This window comes from Sideroxyarcus sp. TK5 (assembly GCF_054601595.1).
Genome location: NZ_BAAHSJ010000013.1, coordinates 1 through 17309, shown reverse-complemented (window position 1 = coordinate 17309; position 17309 = coordinate 1). Strand labels below are relative to the sequence as shown.

Annotated in this window: 11 protein-coding genes and 1 other RNA gene; 4 read left to right on the top strand and 8 right to left on the bottom strand. The window is 48.9% G+C overall.

Going from position 1 to position 17309, the window contains the following annotated elements; translation table 11 throughout:
- Positions 1 to 356: 356 nt before the first annotated feature.
- Together ACYPYQ_RS13200 and ACYPYQ_RS13195 are read left to right on the top strand one after the other, a co-directional pair.
- Positions 357 to 1139 carry an ORC-CDC6 family AAA ATPase gene (locus ACYPYQ_RS13200; RefSeq protein ID WP_459724374.1) on the top strand — a complete coding sequence of 261 codons (783 nt, stop codon included), beginning with the start codon at positions 357 to 359 and terminating at the stop codon, positions 1137 to 1139.
- Positions 1136 to 2365 (top strand): hypothetical protein, encoded by a 1230-nt coding sequence (locus ACYPYQ_RS13195; protein WP_459724373.1) that lies wholly within the window; start codon positions 1136 to 1138, stop codon positions 2363 to 2365. The genes ACYPYQ_RS13200 and ACYPYQ_RS13195 overlap by 4 nt, the downstream gene beginning before the upstream one ends.
- Positions 2366 to 2391: 26 nt before the next feature.
- Here the strand turns inward: ACYPYQ_RS13195 and ACYPYQ_RS13190 are convergent, their stop codons facing one another.
- The 4 genes from ACYPYQ_RS13190 to ACYPYQ_RS13175 all read right to left on the bottom strand — a co-directional run bounded on the left by ACYPYQ_RS13190 (position 2392) and on the right by ACYPYQ_RS13175 (position 8999).
- Positions 2392 to 3636: a Druantia anti-phage system protein DruA gene (locus ACYPYQ_RS13190; protein ID WP_459724372.1), complete on the bottom strand. Its 1245-nt coding sequence runs from the start codon at positions 3634 to 3636 to the stop codon at positions 2392 to 2394.
- 212 nt (positions 3637 to 3848) lie between these two features.
- Entirely contained in the window at positions 3849 to 5201 is a 1353-nt protein-coding gene (locus ACYPYQ_RS13185) for a TniQ family protein (protein WP_459724371.1), read from the bottom strand.
- The gene (locus ACYPYQ_RS13180; protein WP_459724370.1) at positions 5188 to 6357 is read right to left on the bottom strand and encodes an ATP-binding protein; all 1170 of its coding nucleotides are present in this window, start codon (positions 6355 to 6357) and stop codon (positions 5188 to 5190) included. The genes ACYPYQ_RS13185 and ACYPYQ_RS13180 overlap by 14 nt, the downstream gene beginning before the upstream one ends.
- Positions 6358 to 6359: 2 nt before the next feature.
- Positions 6360 to 8999: a Mu transposase C-terminal domain-containing protein gene (locus ACYPYQ_RS13175; protein ID WP_459724369.1), complete on the bottom strand. Its 2640-nt coding sequence runs from the start codon at positions 8997 to 8999 to the stop codon at positions 6360 to 6362.
- Positions 9000 to 9503: 504 nt separating this feature from the next.
- Here ACYPYQ_RS13175 and ACYPYQ_RS13170 point away from each other — a divergent pair.
- Positions 9504 to 10220 carry a hypothetical protein gene (locus ACYPYQ_RS13170; RefSeq protein ID WP_459724368.1) on the top strand — a complete coding sequence of 239 codons (717 nt, stop codon included), beginning with the start codon at positions 9504 to 9506 and terminating at the stop codon, positions 10218 to 10220.
- 150 nt (positions 10221 to 10370) lie between these two features.
- Positions 10371 to 10712, top strand: a transfer-messenger RNA (tmRNA) gene (gene ssrA / locus ACYPYQ_RS13165).
- A 39-nt stretch (positions 10713 to 10751) separates the two neighbouring features.
- Here the strand turns inward: ssrA and ACYPYQ_RS13160 are convergent.
- From ACYPYQ_RS13160 to ACYPYQ_RS13145, 4 genes are all read right to left on the bottom strand, one after another.
- Entirely contained in the window at positions 10752 to 11273 is a 522-nt protein-coding gene (locus tag ACYPYQ_RS13160; RefSeq protein WP_459724367.1) for a hypothetical protein, read from the bottom strand.
- A complete protein-coding gene (locus tag ACYPYQ_RS13155; protein ID WP_459724366.1) occupies positions 11266 to 11967 on the bottom strand; it encodes a hypothetical protein in 702 nt (233 codons plus the stop codon). Before ACYPYQ_RS13155 ends, ACYPYQ_RS13160 begins: the two co-directional genes overlap by 8 nt.
- Before the next feature lie 122 nt (positions 11968 to 12089).
- The gene (locus tag ACYPYQ_RS13150; RefSeq protein ID WP_459724365.1) at positions 12090 to 12881 is read right to left on the bottom strand and encodes a protein kinase domain-containing protein; all 792 of its coding nucleotides are present in this window, start codon (positions 12879 to 12881) and stop codon (positions 12090 to 12092) included.
- Positions 12882 to 12919: 38 nt separating this feature from the next.
- Positions 12920 to 17155, bottom strand: coding sequence for an NACHT domain-containing protein (locus ACYPYQ_RS13145; RefSeq protein WP_459724364.1), 4236 nt, complete (start codon positions 17153 to 17155; stop codon positions 12920 to 12922).
- Between the last annotated feature and the right edge of the window lie 154 nt (positions 17156 to 17309).

Sequence of the window (17309 nt, the reverse complement as noted above, 5' to 3'; positions counted from 1 at the left end):
GCTATATACCGCCCGCAGAAGCTGAGGCACAATACTATCGGCAGTCAGCCAATACGGATTCTGCCTGCGTTACTTAAACCAGACAGCCTCCACGAAATCCGGGGCGATTCACTGCGAATCGAGTTCACCCAGACATCCAAGCCATACTTAATCGAATCATATTTGAGAGAAGGGACTCACACTACTTCAAAATTTCTTGCGAGAAATTTGGTTTTTCCCCCGAAGATATTGATGGCATTCGGATTGACTCTTCGCGTGAATATGTAGAAATTGATGCCGGCAGTTATGCCGTATCCGAACAGTCTGAAAAAAATATTAAGCAGTTCATTTCCGGGCTGATTGACCGACGACTGGAGGTGGCAGGATGGACAGGACGCGCTGAAACTCTTATAGGCAAGTCTAATGAGTTATCTGACGATACCAAGCTAGCGCTGTACATTCGACATGAGGGTTCAAAGCAGGGGCGGCATTACTATTACTTCGGAATGGATCATCTCGCACGCCTTTGGAGCGGAGACATTGCCACAATCTTGCAAATCGTCAAAGAAATGTTCGTTCTAGGGCAAATAACAAATACCTCAACAGAGACAATCCCGAGAAATATACAACACCAAGCCATTGTTTCAGTATCACGCGCATTTAAGGAGCGCGTTAGCGGGTATCATCCATTTGGACCTGAAATGGCATCTCTTCTAAACAATCTGGGAACAATGGCGAGAGATGTTCTCGTTTCAGGACTACTGGATAGCAGCAATATCCCAAGGCGTCTATATCGTCTGGAGATGACAAAAGACCGCCCCGATTCCCTTCTGACAATGTTAAATGCAAGAAATCAAAGTGCATCTAACTTAGCAAGAGAACTATTGCGACGCGCTGTATTTATACAGCTTGCAGATAGTAGGGGTAAGGAAGGTCACGGCTCACAAACTGTCCGATGGGAATTGCGAAAGGTTTACCTTCCCGCCTTTGGCACCTCACTTGAGCGCTCAAGCTACATTCACGTCAAGACACTAGATGATTTCATTCTTCTTCTAACAAATTCGGCAGGCTTCTGCACGAACATACAGGCAAAATATTCGCTCGGGAAAAAACAAGATCGAGCAACTGGTAGCTTGTTTGACGATGAAGGACAACAATGACTGATAAGCATGCCCACATTCGCCAAATCGAGTTTGGTGATATCCGCCCATTACTTCCGGTTGTTACTTCATGGGATAAGAAAACTACCCGCCCCGTTGATGTCTTTATTTCATCACTTGGATTTGAGGATCGCTCGGTAGCCATTCCTACTGCCCTAGCCTCAGAAATGGCTAATTCGCCATATCACAGAAAGGCTCTTGGAATAATATGCTGCTACACCACCAATATTCAAGACAATGAACGCAAGCGGGAACTACTGAAAACTGCCCTAGCGACCTTTTGCTCACAGCAAATAGATATTAATGCGGACTCACCTCAAGAGGTCGAGAAACTTATTGGTGATCAGATTCTATCGACAGCCAAAGAACAAGGAACAGTTGAGGTTGTTTTTGATATCAGCACATCTTCTGGAAACCTCATTTTGTCTGTTTTGCATGCCCTCATTAAATATCGAGATTCTATTTCACTGCGGATACTGTATTCCGAACCCGCTCACTATTTTCCCCGGCAAGAGGACTATGACACTAACCCAGAGAATCTCGTCCTGCGTGCCTGTGATGCTGGCGACATTGAGTCTTATCAAGAATATGGCGTTGGCGACGTAGATACCAATGAACTATATCCTGGCATTGATGGTGAAAACCGCCCAGAATTTATCATTGCTGTACCTTCATTGCGGACCAGTCGGTTAGTTAGATGTCTCAGCCATCTAAGCGATCAACCGCTATCGAGTCCCGATAAGTACATTTATTGGATACTTAGTGAGCCACCATCGAAAATGCTTAAGTGGCGTCAACGCCTACAACGCGAGGTAGTAAAAAATACACTGAGTTCCTTAGTTGGATTTGCCCCCAGCGATCCTCAGGCACCTCAATTAAGCGCTGAAAATAGTGTTATCTGTAGCACCTTGGACTACCGAGACATTTTGCAGGAAGTCATTCAAGAAGCAGATCGACGAATTGGGAATAACATTTCAATAGTACATATGGGTTCTAAGCTGCAAGCGATAGGAATTGCCCTAGCGTTAAGTACGCGCAGTGAAATCTCGGTCTGTTATGCAAAACCAGTTGAATACAATCCAGCACGCTATACAGAAGGTATCGGATCAATGTGGCAACTTGATGTTCCAAATTTATCTGAGCTAGTCAATAATATCCATACTGTTGGCACATTGACCTTTACTGCGAAAATTGAAACCGACAGAACCGGGTTGCCCCCAATATAGAATATAGCTGTTGATTAGCTCGCCCCTTATGATTTGCTATGTAGAATATTCGAAAAGTATTGCCTACTATCAAATTCGTTCCATTCAGCAAGCCTAATAGAACGCGGCAATGCCCAACGCTCTTTCCAATAATCAGCGTACTCAGCTACAGTTAAATTAATATGGCCGCCAAACTTCCCGCCAGCCATTCCCTCTTCCAAGTCATGCACAAAACGAAACAGGAATACCTCTCGTTGCAACCCATGCTCAAAATATACTTGTGGCAAATTCAATATTGAAAGCGCTCTTGTAAAATTCTGCCATCGTATTTTTGGTCCATTTCCATACCCACCAGAAATATAGCTGCCCGTTTCAGAAAGCAATAGTTTCTGAATATCAGGATAAATCTCTTCCAAGTGAATGGTTCCATATCCCTTTGTAAAACCGATTGGCTCTGCCAATAGCCTACCGTTATATTTCAACCTGTTGTAAATTGAACTTCGGCCAAAAACGCTAGTTGTAGTTACTGCAACCAATGGTTGCTCAATCGAGTGATTGTTCATTTGCGTTTTTTTGCCTGCGTATTGTTTCCAGTAGGCACGACGAATTTCATCACTAGATACTAATCCGGCGACCAACTTGCCCCCAAGAAGGTTGGAATATGGAGGTATCGCACCAATGGTATACACATCCATCGTGCGATTTATCAAATCCATTTTCTTATTGTCAGGATAATTGAACAGATCATCTCGACAAGCTAAATCAGCAGGTGGAGACTGGAAGCCCAAAATCCCGATAACCGCCTCATGATATTCATCGTAAACGACAAACCGAAGTCTCCGACCATAACCTTTTGAGTACGGAATTGACCAAGTGTGACGTGTAATTTTGAAAAGCTCTTCCCAAATTGAGCGAGCTTCTACCAGTTTGAGCGAGGGTGCTATTTTTGCTGGATCTAATACTTTTCCAGATATGAACCTACCCGCATGTTTGTTATATAAGCGCCATATTTCAGGATAAATATCGGTCGAAACATGGTCTTTCGATTTGACATGCAATTCCCTAATGAAATCCTTATTTCCTTCAAGCACAGCCGCTCTAAATTCATCATGGGCAGCAATAATTTTAGCTTGTAATTTCTGCTTGCTCCGTAATGAAAACGGCTCTTCAACAACATCCAGCTCCGACTTCTTGGCGTTGATTTGAACAGCATTTTTTGACAATTTAGCCATATTCCCCACTACGTTTTCTGCGTGGGGCGTATTTGGCCATGTTTCACCCTGTTCTGTCAATCTGTGTCACCAATGAGCTTGGCTGAATTTTCGCTATCGTCACTTAATTCAATCACTTCCAAACCCGTTAATATTTTATAAATAACTCTTTTAAAAAATGAATTGCAACTTCCCCATGGGGGCACCGCTCCGCAGATAGAATTGAGGAACATCCAAAAATCAATTCCATGAGTCGCCTTCTCAAGAAGTTGAATTAATCACTTCAGACGAACTCACGGAATGAATACGATTCGAGCCAACGCATTTTGATATACACGATACAATCGGCGACGGCGCAAAGATAGCGGATTAATTGCTGCCTCAATCTTCTTCCGTGATGGATAGATACCTTCCCCCCCCAACCTTGCAACTTCATCTCTTACTCGCTGCGCTTCCATTTCCCACTTTCCTCCAACCTGTCGTTGCATCTCCTCTCGATGTTTCACCGTAACAATTGCACATATATCCCTGAACCAGTAACTCAGGAAGTTTTTCCTTGCCCCGAGAGCCAATGACACCTCAGTTAACGTGCGATGGTCTGATGGATCGTTGGCAATCTCGGTCAGTTTCATGCGCAATCGTTCCCTTTCAGAAGCCTCCAACTCTAGTCGCCTATGGATGCGATACAGCTTTGGCTGACTGACAGCGCACGGAATGGCTAACGGTTGAACCCCAGACAGCATCTCTACAGGAAGCAAACAGAACTGATAACACACATCCAGCAGTTGCGGCAACAGCGGCTTCTTACCCTTAACAATCCAGCAAGCCATAGAAGTCTCGGTCAGTCCAAGCATTCTGGACATCTGTCGTTTTTCTCCCTCGGCGTAATCTGCGACAAACCCGTTCAATATGGATTGCAGGCGTTTCTGAGTTACATGCTCGTCTGCATATGCACCTTGGCTGACCATGTCGACAATTGCCTTTGCCAGCCATAATTCACGCTCAGTCGGCGTGATTACCTCGGCGAAACTCTTCTCCAAACCAAGCCAGCACCCACAGTAATCGCAATGATCCAACATCGGCAAGCGTGGAATAAAAGGCTGCTTTCTAGCGCAGCGTGGACACCGGTCTGTCATCTTTATGCCATGCACCGCACACACGCTGTATAAGTGAAGGCTCCACACCAGTGGAGAGTAGCGTTCATGTTTGCAGTCTCGCTGTTGAGCCAAACAATGCCTACACCACTTCGGCTCGGTTGCCAGCAAACCAGTCCCAACATCCGGAATGACGCCGCGCCAAGGCAGCATGGTCAGGTAGCGCAGATCGTTCCTTCCGGTAAGTTCTTCGGTCAGCCGCACAAACCCGGATGCATATTTTCCAACGCTATTCAGCGTCTTCGAATACTCCGTAAAAAACCCCGAAGATCGAATCCCTTCCTGCTTACTGAAGCGCCACATGAACTCCAGACGGATCAAGTCCCTCGGGGCCATGCAATGCGCACGCGCCAGCCTAACAAGATAAGAAATCAGGCTTTCGCACTCTGGCGTACCAATGCCGATAGGCTCCAACCCAAACAAGCGACTGCGCTGAGGAACGGAAACCTTTTGCGGATAGGTTTCGTATATGACGTGCTTAGAAGAGGACACGATTGCCTCCCACAGGATCGCGCTTGGGGTTGCGGTTGCCCACCCCATTGGGATTCCTCCCTCGCTTGCTAGGAGTTTTCTCGGGCTTGCTTTTGTTAGGCTGGATGTCCTTGTTGTGTTCCTGAAGCATCTTCCTAATCGTATCCAGCGGAATGTCGCGAAGCTTCTGCTCCCCAGCAAACGCCTCTTCCAGCACCCGCTTCACACTAAAATTCGTGATCAGACTATTCAGAAAGTCATACTCGACAGAGGTCTCGCCGGTCTTCTGGGCATTGTCGAACCACGCGACCAGCAAATCATGAAGAATACCGACGCAGCCTACGCTCTTCAGATAGAAAGAATCTGCATGAATGGCCAAATTGGGCGCATTCTCCATCGGAAGCTTCTTCCCGAAGCTACGCAAGATATTGGCAAACGCCTTTTTGTCGTCCTCCGAACCATTGCTGTAGCGCTCCATGTGGACGATTCGGCTGCGCCGGATGAGCTGGGGGCTCTGCTCCAATATCTCGAGCAATCGATAAGTCCCGCACAACACGATCTGCGCACCGGAATTGATCGACAAGGTTTTGATTAGTTCGAACAGATGATCCGGAGAGGCATCCCTGCCCTTCAGCAGCATAACGCTGGCCTCGTCGATCAGCAGCACCTTGGTCTTGCGGTAGTGCAAGCAGTTCTCGGCACAGCGCTGCAATGCTTCCGGCGTCGCCTTCTTGGAAATAAGGTCGCGCGGACTGTCGATCAGGTCGTACATGCTGTAGCCGAATGGCAGCTTGTACTGGACGGTATGCTCGTCCATTTTCAGCAGAAGGCGCGTGTAAAAATCACTCCATTTGAATTTAGTCTGTAGCGGAGCGCACGCGTCGATCCGAATCACCGGCATGAAGTCCTTTTCGACCTGCATCTGCTCAGCGTGCTCTTCTAGGAGCATATTCTCCAGCCTCTTCAATAGCGTCGTCTTGCCCACACCGGAAGGGCCGGTAACGATCAGGATGTCCGGGCCCGCCTGTCCCGTCACTAGCGAGTACGACTTATCGAGGGCGTTCTGCAGCTTCGGATGCGCGAACAGCTGCTCCTTGAAATAGCTTAGGCGCACATCGTCAGACATGTGTAGCAGCGCTTCCGGGAATCTGTCTTGTTTGTTGTCGTATGATTCCATGATTAAAATGCTCCATAAGTAGTTTGTTGTTCGATGGCGTCGGACCAGTCGTCTGGTTGCACCTTGTCCATTTCTGGCTGGTCTGCCACACCGATCTCCTGCCGTTCCTCCATAGCCATGCGCCTTTCGTGCAACGCCACTTCCCTTGCCTTGGCCCTGCGTATTCCTTTACCGACGTTGGCTGCATTGGCATCTCGCACATGCTCATACGCCCTCAATCTGAACAGCGCCTCCTCGGTGGCATAGTGCATTTCCCTGATGGTCAGCCGCGAATAGAAATCAGCGTCTTCGGAACGGCACAACACCCAGCGGTTCTGTACGTACGCATAGGCACGAGACAAGTCCCACGGGTCATAACGCACAAACACACTCTTGCCGTGAAGCAAAGGGTTGTTGAATTCAGAGCACCAGTACTGCGTGTAATTCACCTGAATGCCACTCTTCTGGTCGATTTTGACCTTCCCCTTTTTCGAGGTTGGTAGACACTGAATGATGAAGTCTTCCGAATAGATGACCCGCTTGTGCTCACGCAGACCAAAGTCTGCAATCCCCTGCTCAAAAGCCTTGAGCGGCGTGGTACCCAACACCTGCTTGATGTTGTTCGAATAGACCTGGTCAATCCAGTCCCTTAACTCCTCCTCCAGATCGGCCAAAGTCCAAATCGCGAGTCGTTTCGGGTTGTGCGACGGGGAACATGTACGCGGGTCACGGGTTGCCTGAGTATTGCCCCGCAGGTTGTGAATCAGCTGAGTATTGGTTGTCTCGAACACGCGCTCCATGACCGATCCAAAGCGCGCTTTAGCTGCTGGGCGAGTCTTCTTCAGGATCGACAGATTGGCCAAGAGCGTTTCGAAATACACACTTTTGAAATCTGAACCGCCGTCGACAATCACTACGCGAGGCACTCGCCCGTGCTTGCGCACACATTCGCGAAACAACATCATGCAGCTCCGATAACTGGGTGGATCGAATGTGAGAAAGACTGCCAAGATGAAGCGCGTATTTGCATCGATCATGATCGACAGCCACGGCCGAGTTGTTTTTTCGCCGTAACGCTTGTCCACCAGCTCAATGTCTAGCTGGGTGTGATCGATATGAACGACGTCGAAAGGACGATCTCCGTGCCGCGGGGTATCAACCTCAATACGCCAGTAATAGGCCTCATGCTTGTACGCTGCACGATCGCCGCATCGAGCCTTTACTACGGCATGAGTTGAATATTTTTTGAACTCGCCGTAGAAAACCTGACGCCTCGGGGCTTGCAGCGCCTGTTCTTCGCACCGCAGCAAAAACTCTCCCCATGCCGGCAACTTTCTGGGCTGATGATTCTGAATGTAGGCATCCTTGATCACGTCATGCATCAGCTTCAAAACAGCTTCATCAATCTTGCGGCTCCTGTTACCGCGCTTCCAAATCGATGGATAAAGTCCCAGAAAACCCATTCCGTATAACTGCTCTGCTTCCCGATATTGCCTGCGGTAGTAGAAAACCATTCGCCTGCAGCGTGGTTTCAAAGGCTCACCGTACTGTTCCGGAAACAGACAGCTCAGACGATTCATTGCCTCTGCCATCTCGCCCGGTCCAGCAGAGCGGAGTATTTGCTTGATCTGTTCGTCCAGTGCTGAGTTAATGGTCGACGGTATTCCTCTGAACTGCCCGGATTGCAGTAGCTCGTCAAATTCCGGCAACGCAAGATTGAAGAATCCTCCGTCCTGATTTTGCAGATGGATATTGGTTTCGCCTACATTGAGAATTTTCCATGGTTTGCCGTCCCAAACTAGTTCGGAGCCAGGTTTCATCTCGACGGTCAACATCGGTAAACTCATCACGTCGCATTTGCTGTCGGTTTGGAGCTTATAGGCCTTGGCTGCCAATTCATCCCGGAATACGTGGACATACTCCAGTTCGGCCAATGCTTCTGCGTATATATCGAAGTAGATATCACCATCAGCGATTAGCTTGTATACGTCGTCCGTCTGTACATCGTCCATGCGCACCAAATCTATGAGAGTCATCCACGGCGTTTCTGCGAAGATTGAACAGATACGTTCACAGACTTCCGGTATAGGGCGCGGACAATCATCGTCGAGATAATCGGATAGGAACTGCAGGTTGCGCAGGTACATCACTTCGTTCTCGCTTGATGAACGAATTCTGTATTTCAAGCCAAATTGGGCGGCAGATTCCTCGCCAGGTGGACAGCGCCAGACTCCGTTCTCGTCACGGCGATAGCGATTTGGCATTTTGTTAGCAAGCTCTTGCAGATGCTCTTCAGTTTTACACTCCACCCAGCCTGCATAGCCGTCTTGCAGCGTGAAGAAATCAGGCGTGTGATCAGCGGTAACTTTGGCTGTGCCATCCCGCCTCAGATAAGTCAGCCGAATCTTGCCGGGCTGATCATAGAACTCGTGTGTTATGGAGTCATGATCCCATTGGTATAGAGCGCATAACTCATTGGTATGGCTTTCTGCCTGAATGATGACGCCCATCTTCTTGCTTGGGTAACGACAGGAAACGTTCTTCTTCCCGCTTCTAACCCGACGTGACGGGTCGGATGAACGGATTCGTTTGATGACCTTGATTGCCGTTAAAGACAAATCCTCCTGACGTGTGTATTCGTCAAATTTTGTATCGGTGAGCATGATGTTTCTCCTATGCAAAACAGACTTGGAGAAATCGGGGAAAGAAGAGGTCGCACCCGTGACAGGATGCAAATTGATAGGACGAAACTGCCCGCGACTGAAACACAACTTTTTGTTTTGACAAAGTGTGTCTCTGACGTAGAATTCAAACATCCAGTGCGAACGGGATGTTTGGTCAGCGGTATAGCGGCTCAGGTTTTGGCGAACCTGGGCCGTTTCATTTTCATTCTGTCATCTTCTACCGATTTATCTCCTTGCCTCATTTACGACACGGGCGGGATTGTCCATGCCGTGACTCTCTTCTTTGAGCTTCAGCAGCATCATGACAAAGGCCGTACAATTCCAAAATTGATTTCATTTAACTAGCACTTATTTTGAAATAAGTCAATTTTCCTATTTATAACAATATGTTACTCAAAGTGCGAATTAATGGAATTTGAGGAGATTTAATGAATTGCCAGTGCGATTTGCTCGCACACCCCAAAATCAGAGAACAGCGCCTTGATGAAAAGACTCGGTCGTCCGAAAAATGATGATGCATATTTGATCCGTGCGAAGGCGTGGTTCAATGCCGTGTCCTTGAAGAGCGGAATGGGCGCAGCCGAGCTCGAAGTGCTGTTCTGCAAAACGAGCGGTAAGTACAGTCCAGGAAAGCGACCCGGCTTATGGAGTAAATACAGAGACGGTGAGGTCTGCCCAAAATTCAAACCCGATAGAAATGGATACCCATCAATTGTTGAACGTGTGGAGAAAAGATTTCCGGGAACGGCGCAATGGATGACGATGCCATTTTGGGATGCATTGAGCAGCGCCCCTATGGAAATGTCGGATCTGAAGAATCTTTACCTATCCCTCCCCCAACATGTCCGCCTCTTGATCGTAGCTGAGCCGTCAGACAAGCGAAAAACATTCTGGCGCAGACCTATCGACCCCAAGACTCTGTTTAGCCAACTGAGTAAAATTAACGACCTAGATGCCGCGACTGCGATTTTGGCTTTAATCAAAGAAGCTGAGACAACGCAAGATCAGCAGATGCATCGACAAGCTATCGCTTGTTGGGAGAATCACTTAGAAAAAATGCAACATCATCCAGTACTGTCCTCAATCATTGAGGACATACATGAACTCGTCATGGACAGACTTGCAAACATTGAGCATTGCCGAAAAGATGGAACGTACTTTCAACTGCACAAGGAAGCCAACCTGAAACTCAAGGGCTAAGGCAGTCATCTCCTTTTCCGACGCAATCATTTCAATATCGTAAAGGCAACAGAGGCCGAATTGCACTCCACAATCAATCTGGAGCAACTCAAGTAAATTGAGTGAACCAGCTACTAGTTAGAGGCGCAATGCTGGAATCGGATGAAGCTAAGTCTTTCATTGTGTTAAAATTACCAGCATTGTTGTGAGCAAACTTCGGTTTGCGAAAACTCCGGCTCAATAAGGGCTTGTTGGACGGCGGTTCAATTCCGCCCATCTCCACCATAAGCGCAGTGGTATCAGTGTGCTTATGATGGGGATGACATGGTTTCGACAGCGAGCAGATAGGTTTCGGGGCGACACGTCAGGCGATCGACGTAAATGAAGCAAGCATGTAAATGCAAACGATGAAAACTACGCTATGGCGGCCTAAAAAGCCGTAAGCCGGGGCTGTTGAGCCTTGTCATACAACACAACTAGATGAGCCTCGGGTGATAATGATCCCGAGGCTCATTGATTTTGTGGGGTTGCGATTTCGCTATTGATCAGTGACTACTGTGCAGTCGGGAAGCGATGAATGAGCTGTATGTAAGCTCGCCCCAAAAACATTGCCGCCTCGCCCATCCTTCGCATTGCAGTTTCGAAGGGCTCAGGTTTCAGAATCTCCTGATCGTAAAGAGCGCTGCTGGTTTCTTCATCTATCGTTATGCGTGGACTCGAACGCATTAGACCTACAACTTCACCGCCAGCCTTTAGCTCGATGAATGCGGAGTGCAGGAATCGATTCCTATCTTGTCTCAGCTGATGTAATACTTCGGCGCATGCTGCAAAGGATGTCTTGAAATCGTTTTCTAGTTCTTGTTCTAGCTTGCATTGCGGCAGGGCTTGCAGGAACATTTCATGCACCTTGTCGATCAATTTTTCATTTGTAAGCGCACGGAGTGCTTTCGGTGGCCAGTCCTTACGCCCAGAATCTATGATGAACCAGCCGATCTCGCGAAGCTTGTTCTCGAGCCACTGAAACGACACGGCAAACTCCCCGATACGCTGATAGAGAAGGGCTTCGTCAGTCACAATCTTTCCTGTGATGCCAAACGTTCAAGTTAGCCGCCGCCCGCATCTCTGCGAGCTGCTCGGAGCTAAGCCCTTTGGTAAAGATATAGCCATCGAGATTCTTTGACAGCATTCCAGTCGCCTCGCGCGTACAGTCGAGGACTTCGGTCCAACTGAACTCTGGAAATTTGTAATCGGTAGCGGAAATCTCAAAGGAGATGGACATGTCTTCATCACGCAGATTTACCACGGAGTCGAAGACGTGCGAACCAGAGAAATGAATGTACCCGGACAGGCTTTCATAGACTTTGGGCAGCCAAGGGTATTCAGCGCTATGGATTTCGACTAGGTGGGCGTCGGTCAACCTCGCACCTGCCTGATCTTTGAGCTTATCGATTCGATGCCCACCAATCACCTTTAGCGCAAACTCATGAGGCTGCTCGACGAACCAAGCGGCCGAGAAGCGGAGCGCAGTGTCTATGTGGACTCTGAGCAGCGAACGGGCGCAAACCATATTCCAAGTGGACACCATTTGAGCAATGGCGATTGTGGTCGACAAATTTCGTTTGATCGCTCCGTAGGCAAGTAAATCCAATCCAAACATCGGTGCGTTAGGCTCGCCGAAGAGGCGTTTGCCCGTGAGAAGCATAGCGTCCCGATCTTGCTCAAGTAAGGCGAGCAATTCTTGGATGGGCTTGCTATGTTCTGGCGACATCGTTGAAGCGGCTAACGTCGAAGGTAAGGGGCCGTCTGGAGGCGGTACGCCGGAAGATGGTCCCGCTTGACCGAAGGGTTAGGCGATTTGTGCATTAAATTAACTGGCTTCTTCTAATTTGGCTATGCATGTCCAAGCTCAACGGATAAATAATCCAAAAAATCTCGAAGCGGTGCTGTATGTAATTTTGCCCAATGGAGGTCATCAAGGAAATCTGGCTTACTCTGGGAGGTAAATTCACTCAATTGAGATTTGAATCGTGGCAATTCAGTCTTTGCTTCCTGAAAGGACTTAAACGATTTTGTGGTGTTAAGAACGCACTCTTCTACGAGCCGCCAATGGCGATCTTCTGACCGCTCATGACCAGAAAAAATAGATGTTCCAAAGTCACATAATTTAACCTTGATGCTCGTTTCGTATTTATTCGGCTGATGCTCATAAACAAGAACATTAGACCAATGTGGGTCTCCATGAAATGTGTTTGCTTGTGAGGTCTCTTCGATGGCGGTTAGGTAGATGCCGGCTAAACCAAGCAAGAGTTTTTTATCGCGAGTCTCATCTAGCTTTTGTTTTAGTGTTTTTCCATCCACATATTCCATTGTGGCGTAGGGAATGCCACCGACCAACCCCGCACTAAAAATTTGTACGGCGTGTTCTGGGTGGGCGTTTGCTAATTTGGCTGCCTCGGCAAATGCCTGGGATTTTTTGTCGCGGCTATCTTTCGGATTAGATGCACACCAAATCTTCACCACCTCTTGCCGCTTAAGGATATGGTTATTCGCTAAATAGACGATGCCATTTGCGCCCCTGCCAATTTCGCGTTCAATTGAGTGAGAGGAAAACTGTTCGCCGTTTATTCGTAGGCGATTTTCTTCAATTTGGATATTTGGGACTTGCAAGCCACGGCCCTCCATTTGTATGCCTAACAGTTATACGGAATTGCGGACACATCCTAGCGTGGGTCAGAAAAATCAATTCCGATGACTTCAATACCATCAACATGTGCGCGTCGTTCAGTCTGCAATGATCTTGCCCGCTCTTGAAGCAGCGATATCAGCTCATGGAAATCTACCTTCCTGCCTGAGCCAGGCATTTTCCAATGCTTTGAGGTTACCGTATTGCCAAGTACATATAGGCCGTGACGGATGTTGGCAGGTCGGAGATATTGCCCGACCAGTTGGTTTTCGAGTCGTTCAAACAACACTGATGCTGGCCATCTTTCAGCAAGCTTTACCTCAATTGGCAACGAATTAAGTCCATTGCGCTCTATGGCGAGGTCGGGTCGCTCCTTTCTGTCAACCTCTTTCTCTTGTACGACGTTGAACCAGCCGAGAGAACGTTCGGATAGTCTATCCTGCAACATCCCGCGGAAGTCAGCTTCCAGATCACCCTCTCTTATCCATAGGCGATTTGCCGCATTTTCCGAGCTCTCGACATGAAACTTGATGTCAACCAGCAATCGCGTAACGAGCCGGAACAACTGATAATCCGAGCGAGGTTCTGAGCGATATTCTTTGGCAAAAACACGGACGTCTTTCGCTTCCCAATGTGTCACATCCGCCAAGAGATTTTTTCGTTCATCGAGCAAGTGCAGAATCCAGTCATGGCTCTTGCTTAATTCTGGTGCATCAAGCAGGGCCCGCAAGACATCTTCAGCCTCCGATTCCTTACTGCTTCCTAGCATCCGCAGCAACCCCTCACGAAAATCCTGCGCATGATCGCGAGAGCCCGGTGAATAGACCCCCTGCCCTGCCCGATGAATATCCTGATCCTCTCGTATATGCCGATATACCAAGGGAATGAAGCGAGCGAGGGAATGGGATTTTTGGTATGAAGGATTTCGGATTTGACGCTGATCGTCATGACGGCCGGACATGGCCGAACACAAGCCCACGACTACTTCATCAGCCTTCTCGCTTGACGCAGCCAATACAGATTCAAGGTAATCCAACGCAGGAAAAGCATCCAATTGGAGCCAGATATTCATCCAGTTAAACCATTGTGGTTGCTCAATCGCATATGAAACAGCCCTTGTCTTTGCGACACTAAGAAGAGCTACGGCAGCATCTGCATTGGAACGCATGATGACGTCGAGTGCATATTTCAGCATGTGCGGATTTGCTGGGTCGCCAGCCAACAGGCGCTCCATCACGAGTTGCGCGAGCATTGCAACGGGGCTTGGCATCCAGGCAAGCCTAGCAACCACGTCATGCACATGTTCCATTTCTGCCGGATAACTCCACTCTCCCTCGACCGCCCTTGCCAAGACTCTGGCAGCTTCTGCTGGGCGCCCCTCAAGCAGAGCAGGAAACCACTCTGGGAAGCCGTTCAACTCATTGCATGCATAGAGAACCAGCAATTCCACGTCGGCGGAAGGCAGCGCAGAAAAGTCCAAACGACCTTCTCGCCACAAGGTCTGCAATCCCGACAGGCCGACAAACAGGCGATTGTCCACAGAGTTTCGCTCTGATTTTTCGTGTGGCAGCGGCGGAGAAAATCGACGCCAGCCAACTTCGCACCCCTGTTTGGTTGCAGCCGAAATTGCCCTCCCCCACTCTTGAGTAACCTTATCCCAGTTTGAACCGCCATATTGGCTGCTGCTATCCCCTCCCGCATCATGTGCGAAATGCGCCAGTGTGTAAGGGTGAAGCCCTTTGCGCAGCTCGCTCAGATGCCGCCATAACCACCACCGATCACGAAGTTTACGGTACTGGCGCTGGAGATTGTGGAACTTGGCATTCCACCAATATCGTTCCAGTAATTTGTGCTGAAAATGCCGGTACCAAACCATCATGAAAGGAGCACGAAGTCGTCCCCAAACGTATTGGCGGCAAAGTGCAAGAAGTTCTGGTGCGCCCTTCGTATTCGACAACAGTATCCAAGCAAAGAGCCACAAGCTCTTATTCTCAGTCAAAAGCTGATTGGCTGCGCTATCCAATGCCAGCCGACGATCGGCAAGTGGCAAATCGCTGACGGCATCGGTTAGTAGCCAGCCAATATCCTCTGGCACAAGAGGAACTACAGTTCCGTATCCACCCAGTTCAAATCTTGCTGGTTCGCGGCTGTGTTTGTGCCGAGATCTGGCAACGCGCGCCCAGAACAGTTTCCTTCTCAATTCGTGGTGAGGCGTTAGCAATTGTTGAACGGATGGTTCGTCTTCAGCAGTTGTTGAGCGATAGGTATCTCCATGTCTCGCAGCCTGCTCAAGTACAAAAACGGCTGAAACTGCTAGTTCTTGTGCTTCAATACTCAGGTTTTGCAGGTCAAACAGTCTTCGCAGGCAAATGGGAATCAGGCTGGTTAACCAGTAGAAGTGTTGCGAAAGTGCGTGCTTGTCCTTCAATGGCGGCGTCCCAAGCAAACCCAATATTCCATCAAGCAATTCCTGCGCTTGGGTCGGGCTCAAACTTTCCTTGAGCAGTGCCCCAAGATAAAAGGGCAAATCAGTGCCGTAGTGTGGAACCTCATTACTTTTTTGCAACAATACAAGCAACTCATCTGCCCCGATGACATGGGGAAACAAGGCTTCGCACAAACGTGCCAGCAATGAATTGGAAATATCTGGCAAGCCTTGCCACGCTTGCGCAAGCTGCCTGCGATGATGCTCATCGCCAGCATCGCGAATCACGCTTGCGACATAGGTTCTGAGATCATCAGATGTGGACGGCTCCGAGAAAATTGCCAATGCTGTTGGAAGGCAGGCAACCATTTTCCCCGCACGCACGACCAGCAGTAAGTCGGCACGCAAATCTTCGGCAATGGAGCTGTCCTGTAGATAACGGTTTATCTCCTCTGTCAGGCCGTCATTGGCAAACCTGGCAAGAGCTGCATGATCCAGATTCAGCCTGACATGCTTGCGCCCTTGATAACGCTCGACCAGTTTGGCCAAAACCTTGCACCGGTACTCCAATGGCAAGGCCGAAGGGTCTCCGTGTGCAAGGTGGATTTCTGGGCAGGACTCCAATATCCACTCGGCTAAGGTTTGCCGCCATGGTTCGTTTCCATCCGTTATCAGCCAAGCTGCAACAGGTTTAAGAGAAGAACGCATTACGCGTTTTGCATTGACCACGGCGAAAAGTAAATCCTCCAGTGCGGACGTGGTGCAAGTGCTATTCATCAAGCGAGTAATCCATGCCGCCGCCAGATAGTCAGAATGGTAACGATGATGAAAAGTCATTGCCCCGTGACGAGCTGCATCGAACAGTGCTCGATCCAACAGAGCATAGCGCTCCTTTGGGAGCCAGTCTTCTGGCAATACATCGGCGGTCGAAAGTATGTCTTCGCCTGCTGCTTCGTGCATATCAGGGATGCGAAAATTTAGTCTACGACAGAACACCGTCGCAGCACCAAGGAACTCCGCGCCTTCCCTTATTTTCTTCGGATTGAGAATTTCCTGATTGCTGCGGTTATGGGTTTCCTCCAGCAATTTGGCGATCATGTATTCCGACAGAGCAGTCAGATTGCCAAGTTGGCCTTTGTCATTCCAGTAGGTATGCAGCAAATCCACATCCAACGGTCTGCCTGCGAATGCCCAAGCATTACTCTCTTCCAGAGCAGCAATGAATGCCTGACATTTATTTGTGTTTTTTTCTATCGAGTATTTTTCGACTTGCGAAGTTGACAGCGGCAAAAGTGCTACGACAACAATTTCCTTCGCTTCGCTTTCCTTTTCTTGCTTTACCTCGGAGTTTTTAGGAGCGGCAGGTCCAACTTGCATGCCATCGGTTCCCCTACCCTCAACTCTGCCAGTTACGGGATCGACTGCAAAACGCCGCAAGACTTCCACCCGATCATTCTCCGGACGCCATGCACTAATACGGGAGCTGATGACAAATCTAGCGCGCGGCATTGCTATGCCTATAGCTTTCTTCAGCCGATCAAGAGCAGTGAAGAAATCGTCGGCACGCTGAATTTTTGATTCATCCACAGCGTCGAGGAAGAAAGTCATTTCGCCCCGTCCCTGCTTCCACGCGTTGAAGCGGTGCTTTCCAACCTCATCGAGAATATCTGAAAGGTTTTCCGTTACTAGCTGATGCAGCTCGAAGAAGAGACTTCGTGAGTGAAACTGATTATGCTGCGCATGTAATTCCGAGGACTTGCCGCTACCCGGCTCACCCAAGATCACAACCAGCCTATGCTTTAACAGCTCGGGCCAAGTTACTCCTTGCTCCCGCTCCATGAATCCCATCAGATAGCTGCGTTGCGCCAAGGCGACGGGCGTATCGTCGGGCTGAATCGCCCCGGATTTCGTGGAGGCTGTCTGGTTTAAGTAACGCAGGCAGAATCCGTATTGGCTGACTGCCGATAGTATTGTGCCTCAGCTTCTGCGGGCGGTATATAGC

What these genes read in the sequence shown, in the direction of transcription:
- ACYPYQ_RS13195 (WP_459724373.1), top strand. Translation starts at nt 1,136, where the DNA reads ATGACTGATAAGCATGCCCACATTCGCCAAATCGAGTTTGGTGATATC.
- ACYPYQ_RS13180 (WP_459724370.1), bottom strand. Translation starts at nt 6,357, where the DNA reads ATGGAATCATACGACAACAAACAAGACAGATTCCCGGAAGCGCTGCTA.
- ACYPYQ_RS13175 (WP_459724369.1), bottom strand. Translation starts at nt 8,999, where the DNA reads ATGCTCACCGATACAAAATTTGACGAATACACACGTCAGGAGGATTTG.
- ACYPYQ_RS13170 (WP_459724368.1), top strand. Translation starts at nt 9,504, where the DNA reads ATGAAAAGACTCGGTCGTCCGAAAAATGATGATGCATATTTGATCCGT.
- ACYPYQ_RS13155 (WP_459724366.1), bottom strand. Translation starts at nt 11,967, where the DNA reads ATGTCGCCAGAACATAGCAAGCCCATCCAAGAATTGCTCGCCTTACTT.
- ACYPYQ_RS13150 (WP_459724365.1), bottom strand. Translation starts at nt 12,881, where the DNA reads ATGGAGGGCCGTGGCTTGCAAGTCCCAAATATCCAAATTGAAGAAAAT.
- ACYPYQ_RS13145 (WP_459724364.1), bottom strand. Translation starts at nt 17,155, where the DNA reads ATGGGATTCATGGAGCGGGAGCAAGGAGTAACTTGGCCCGAGCTGTTA.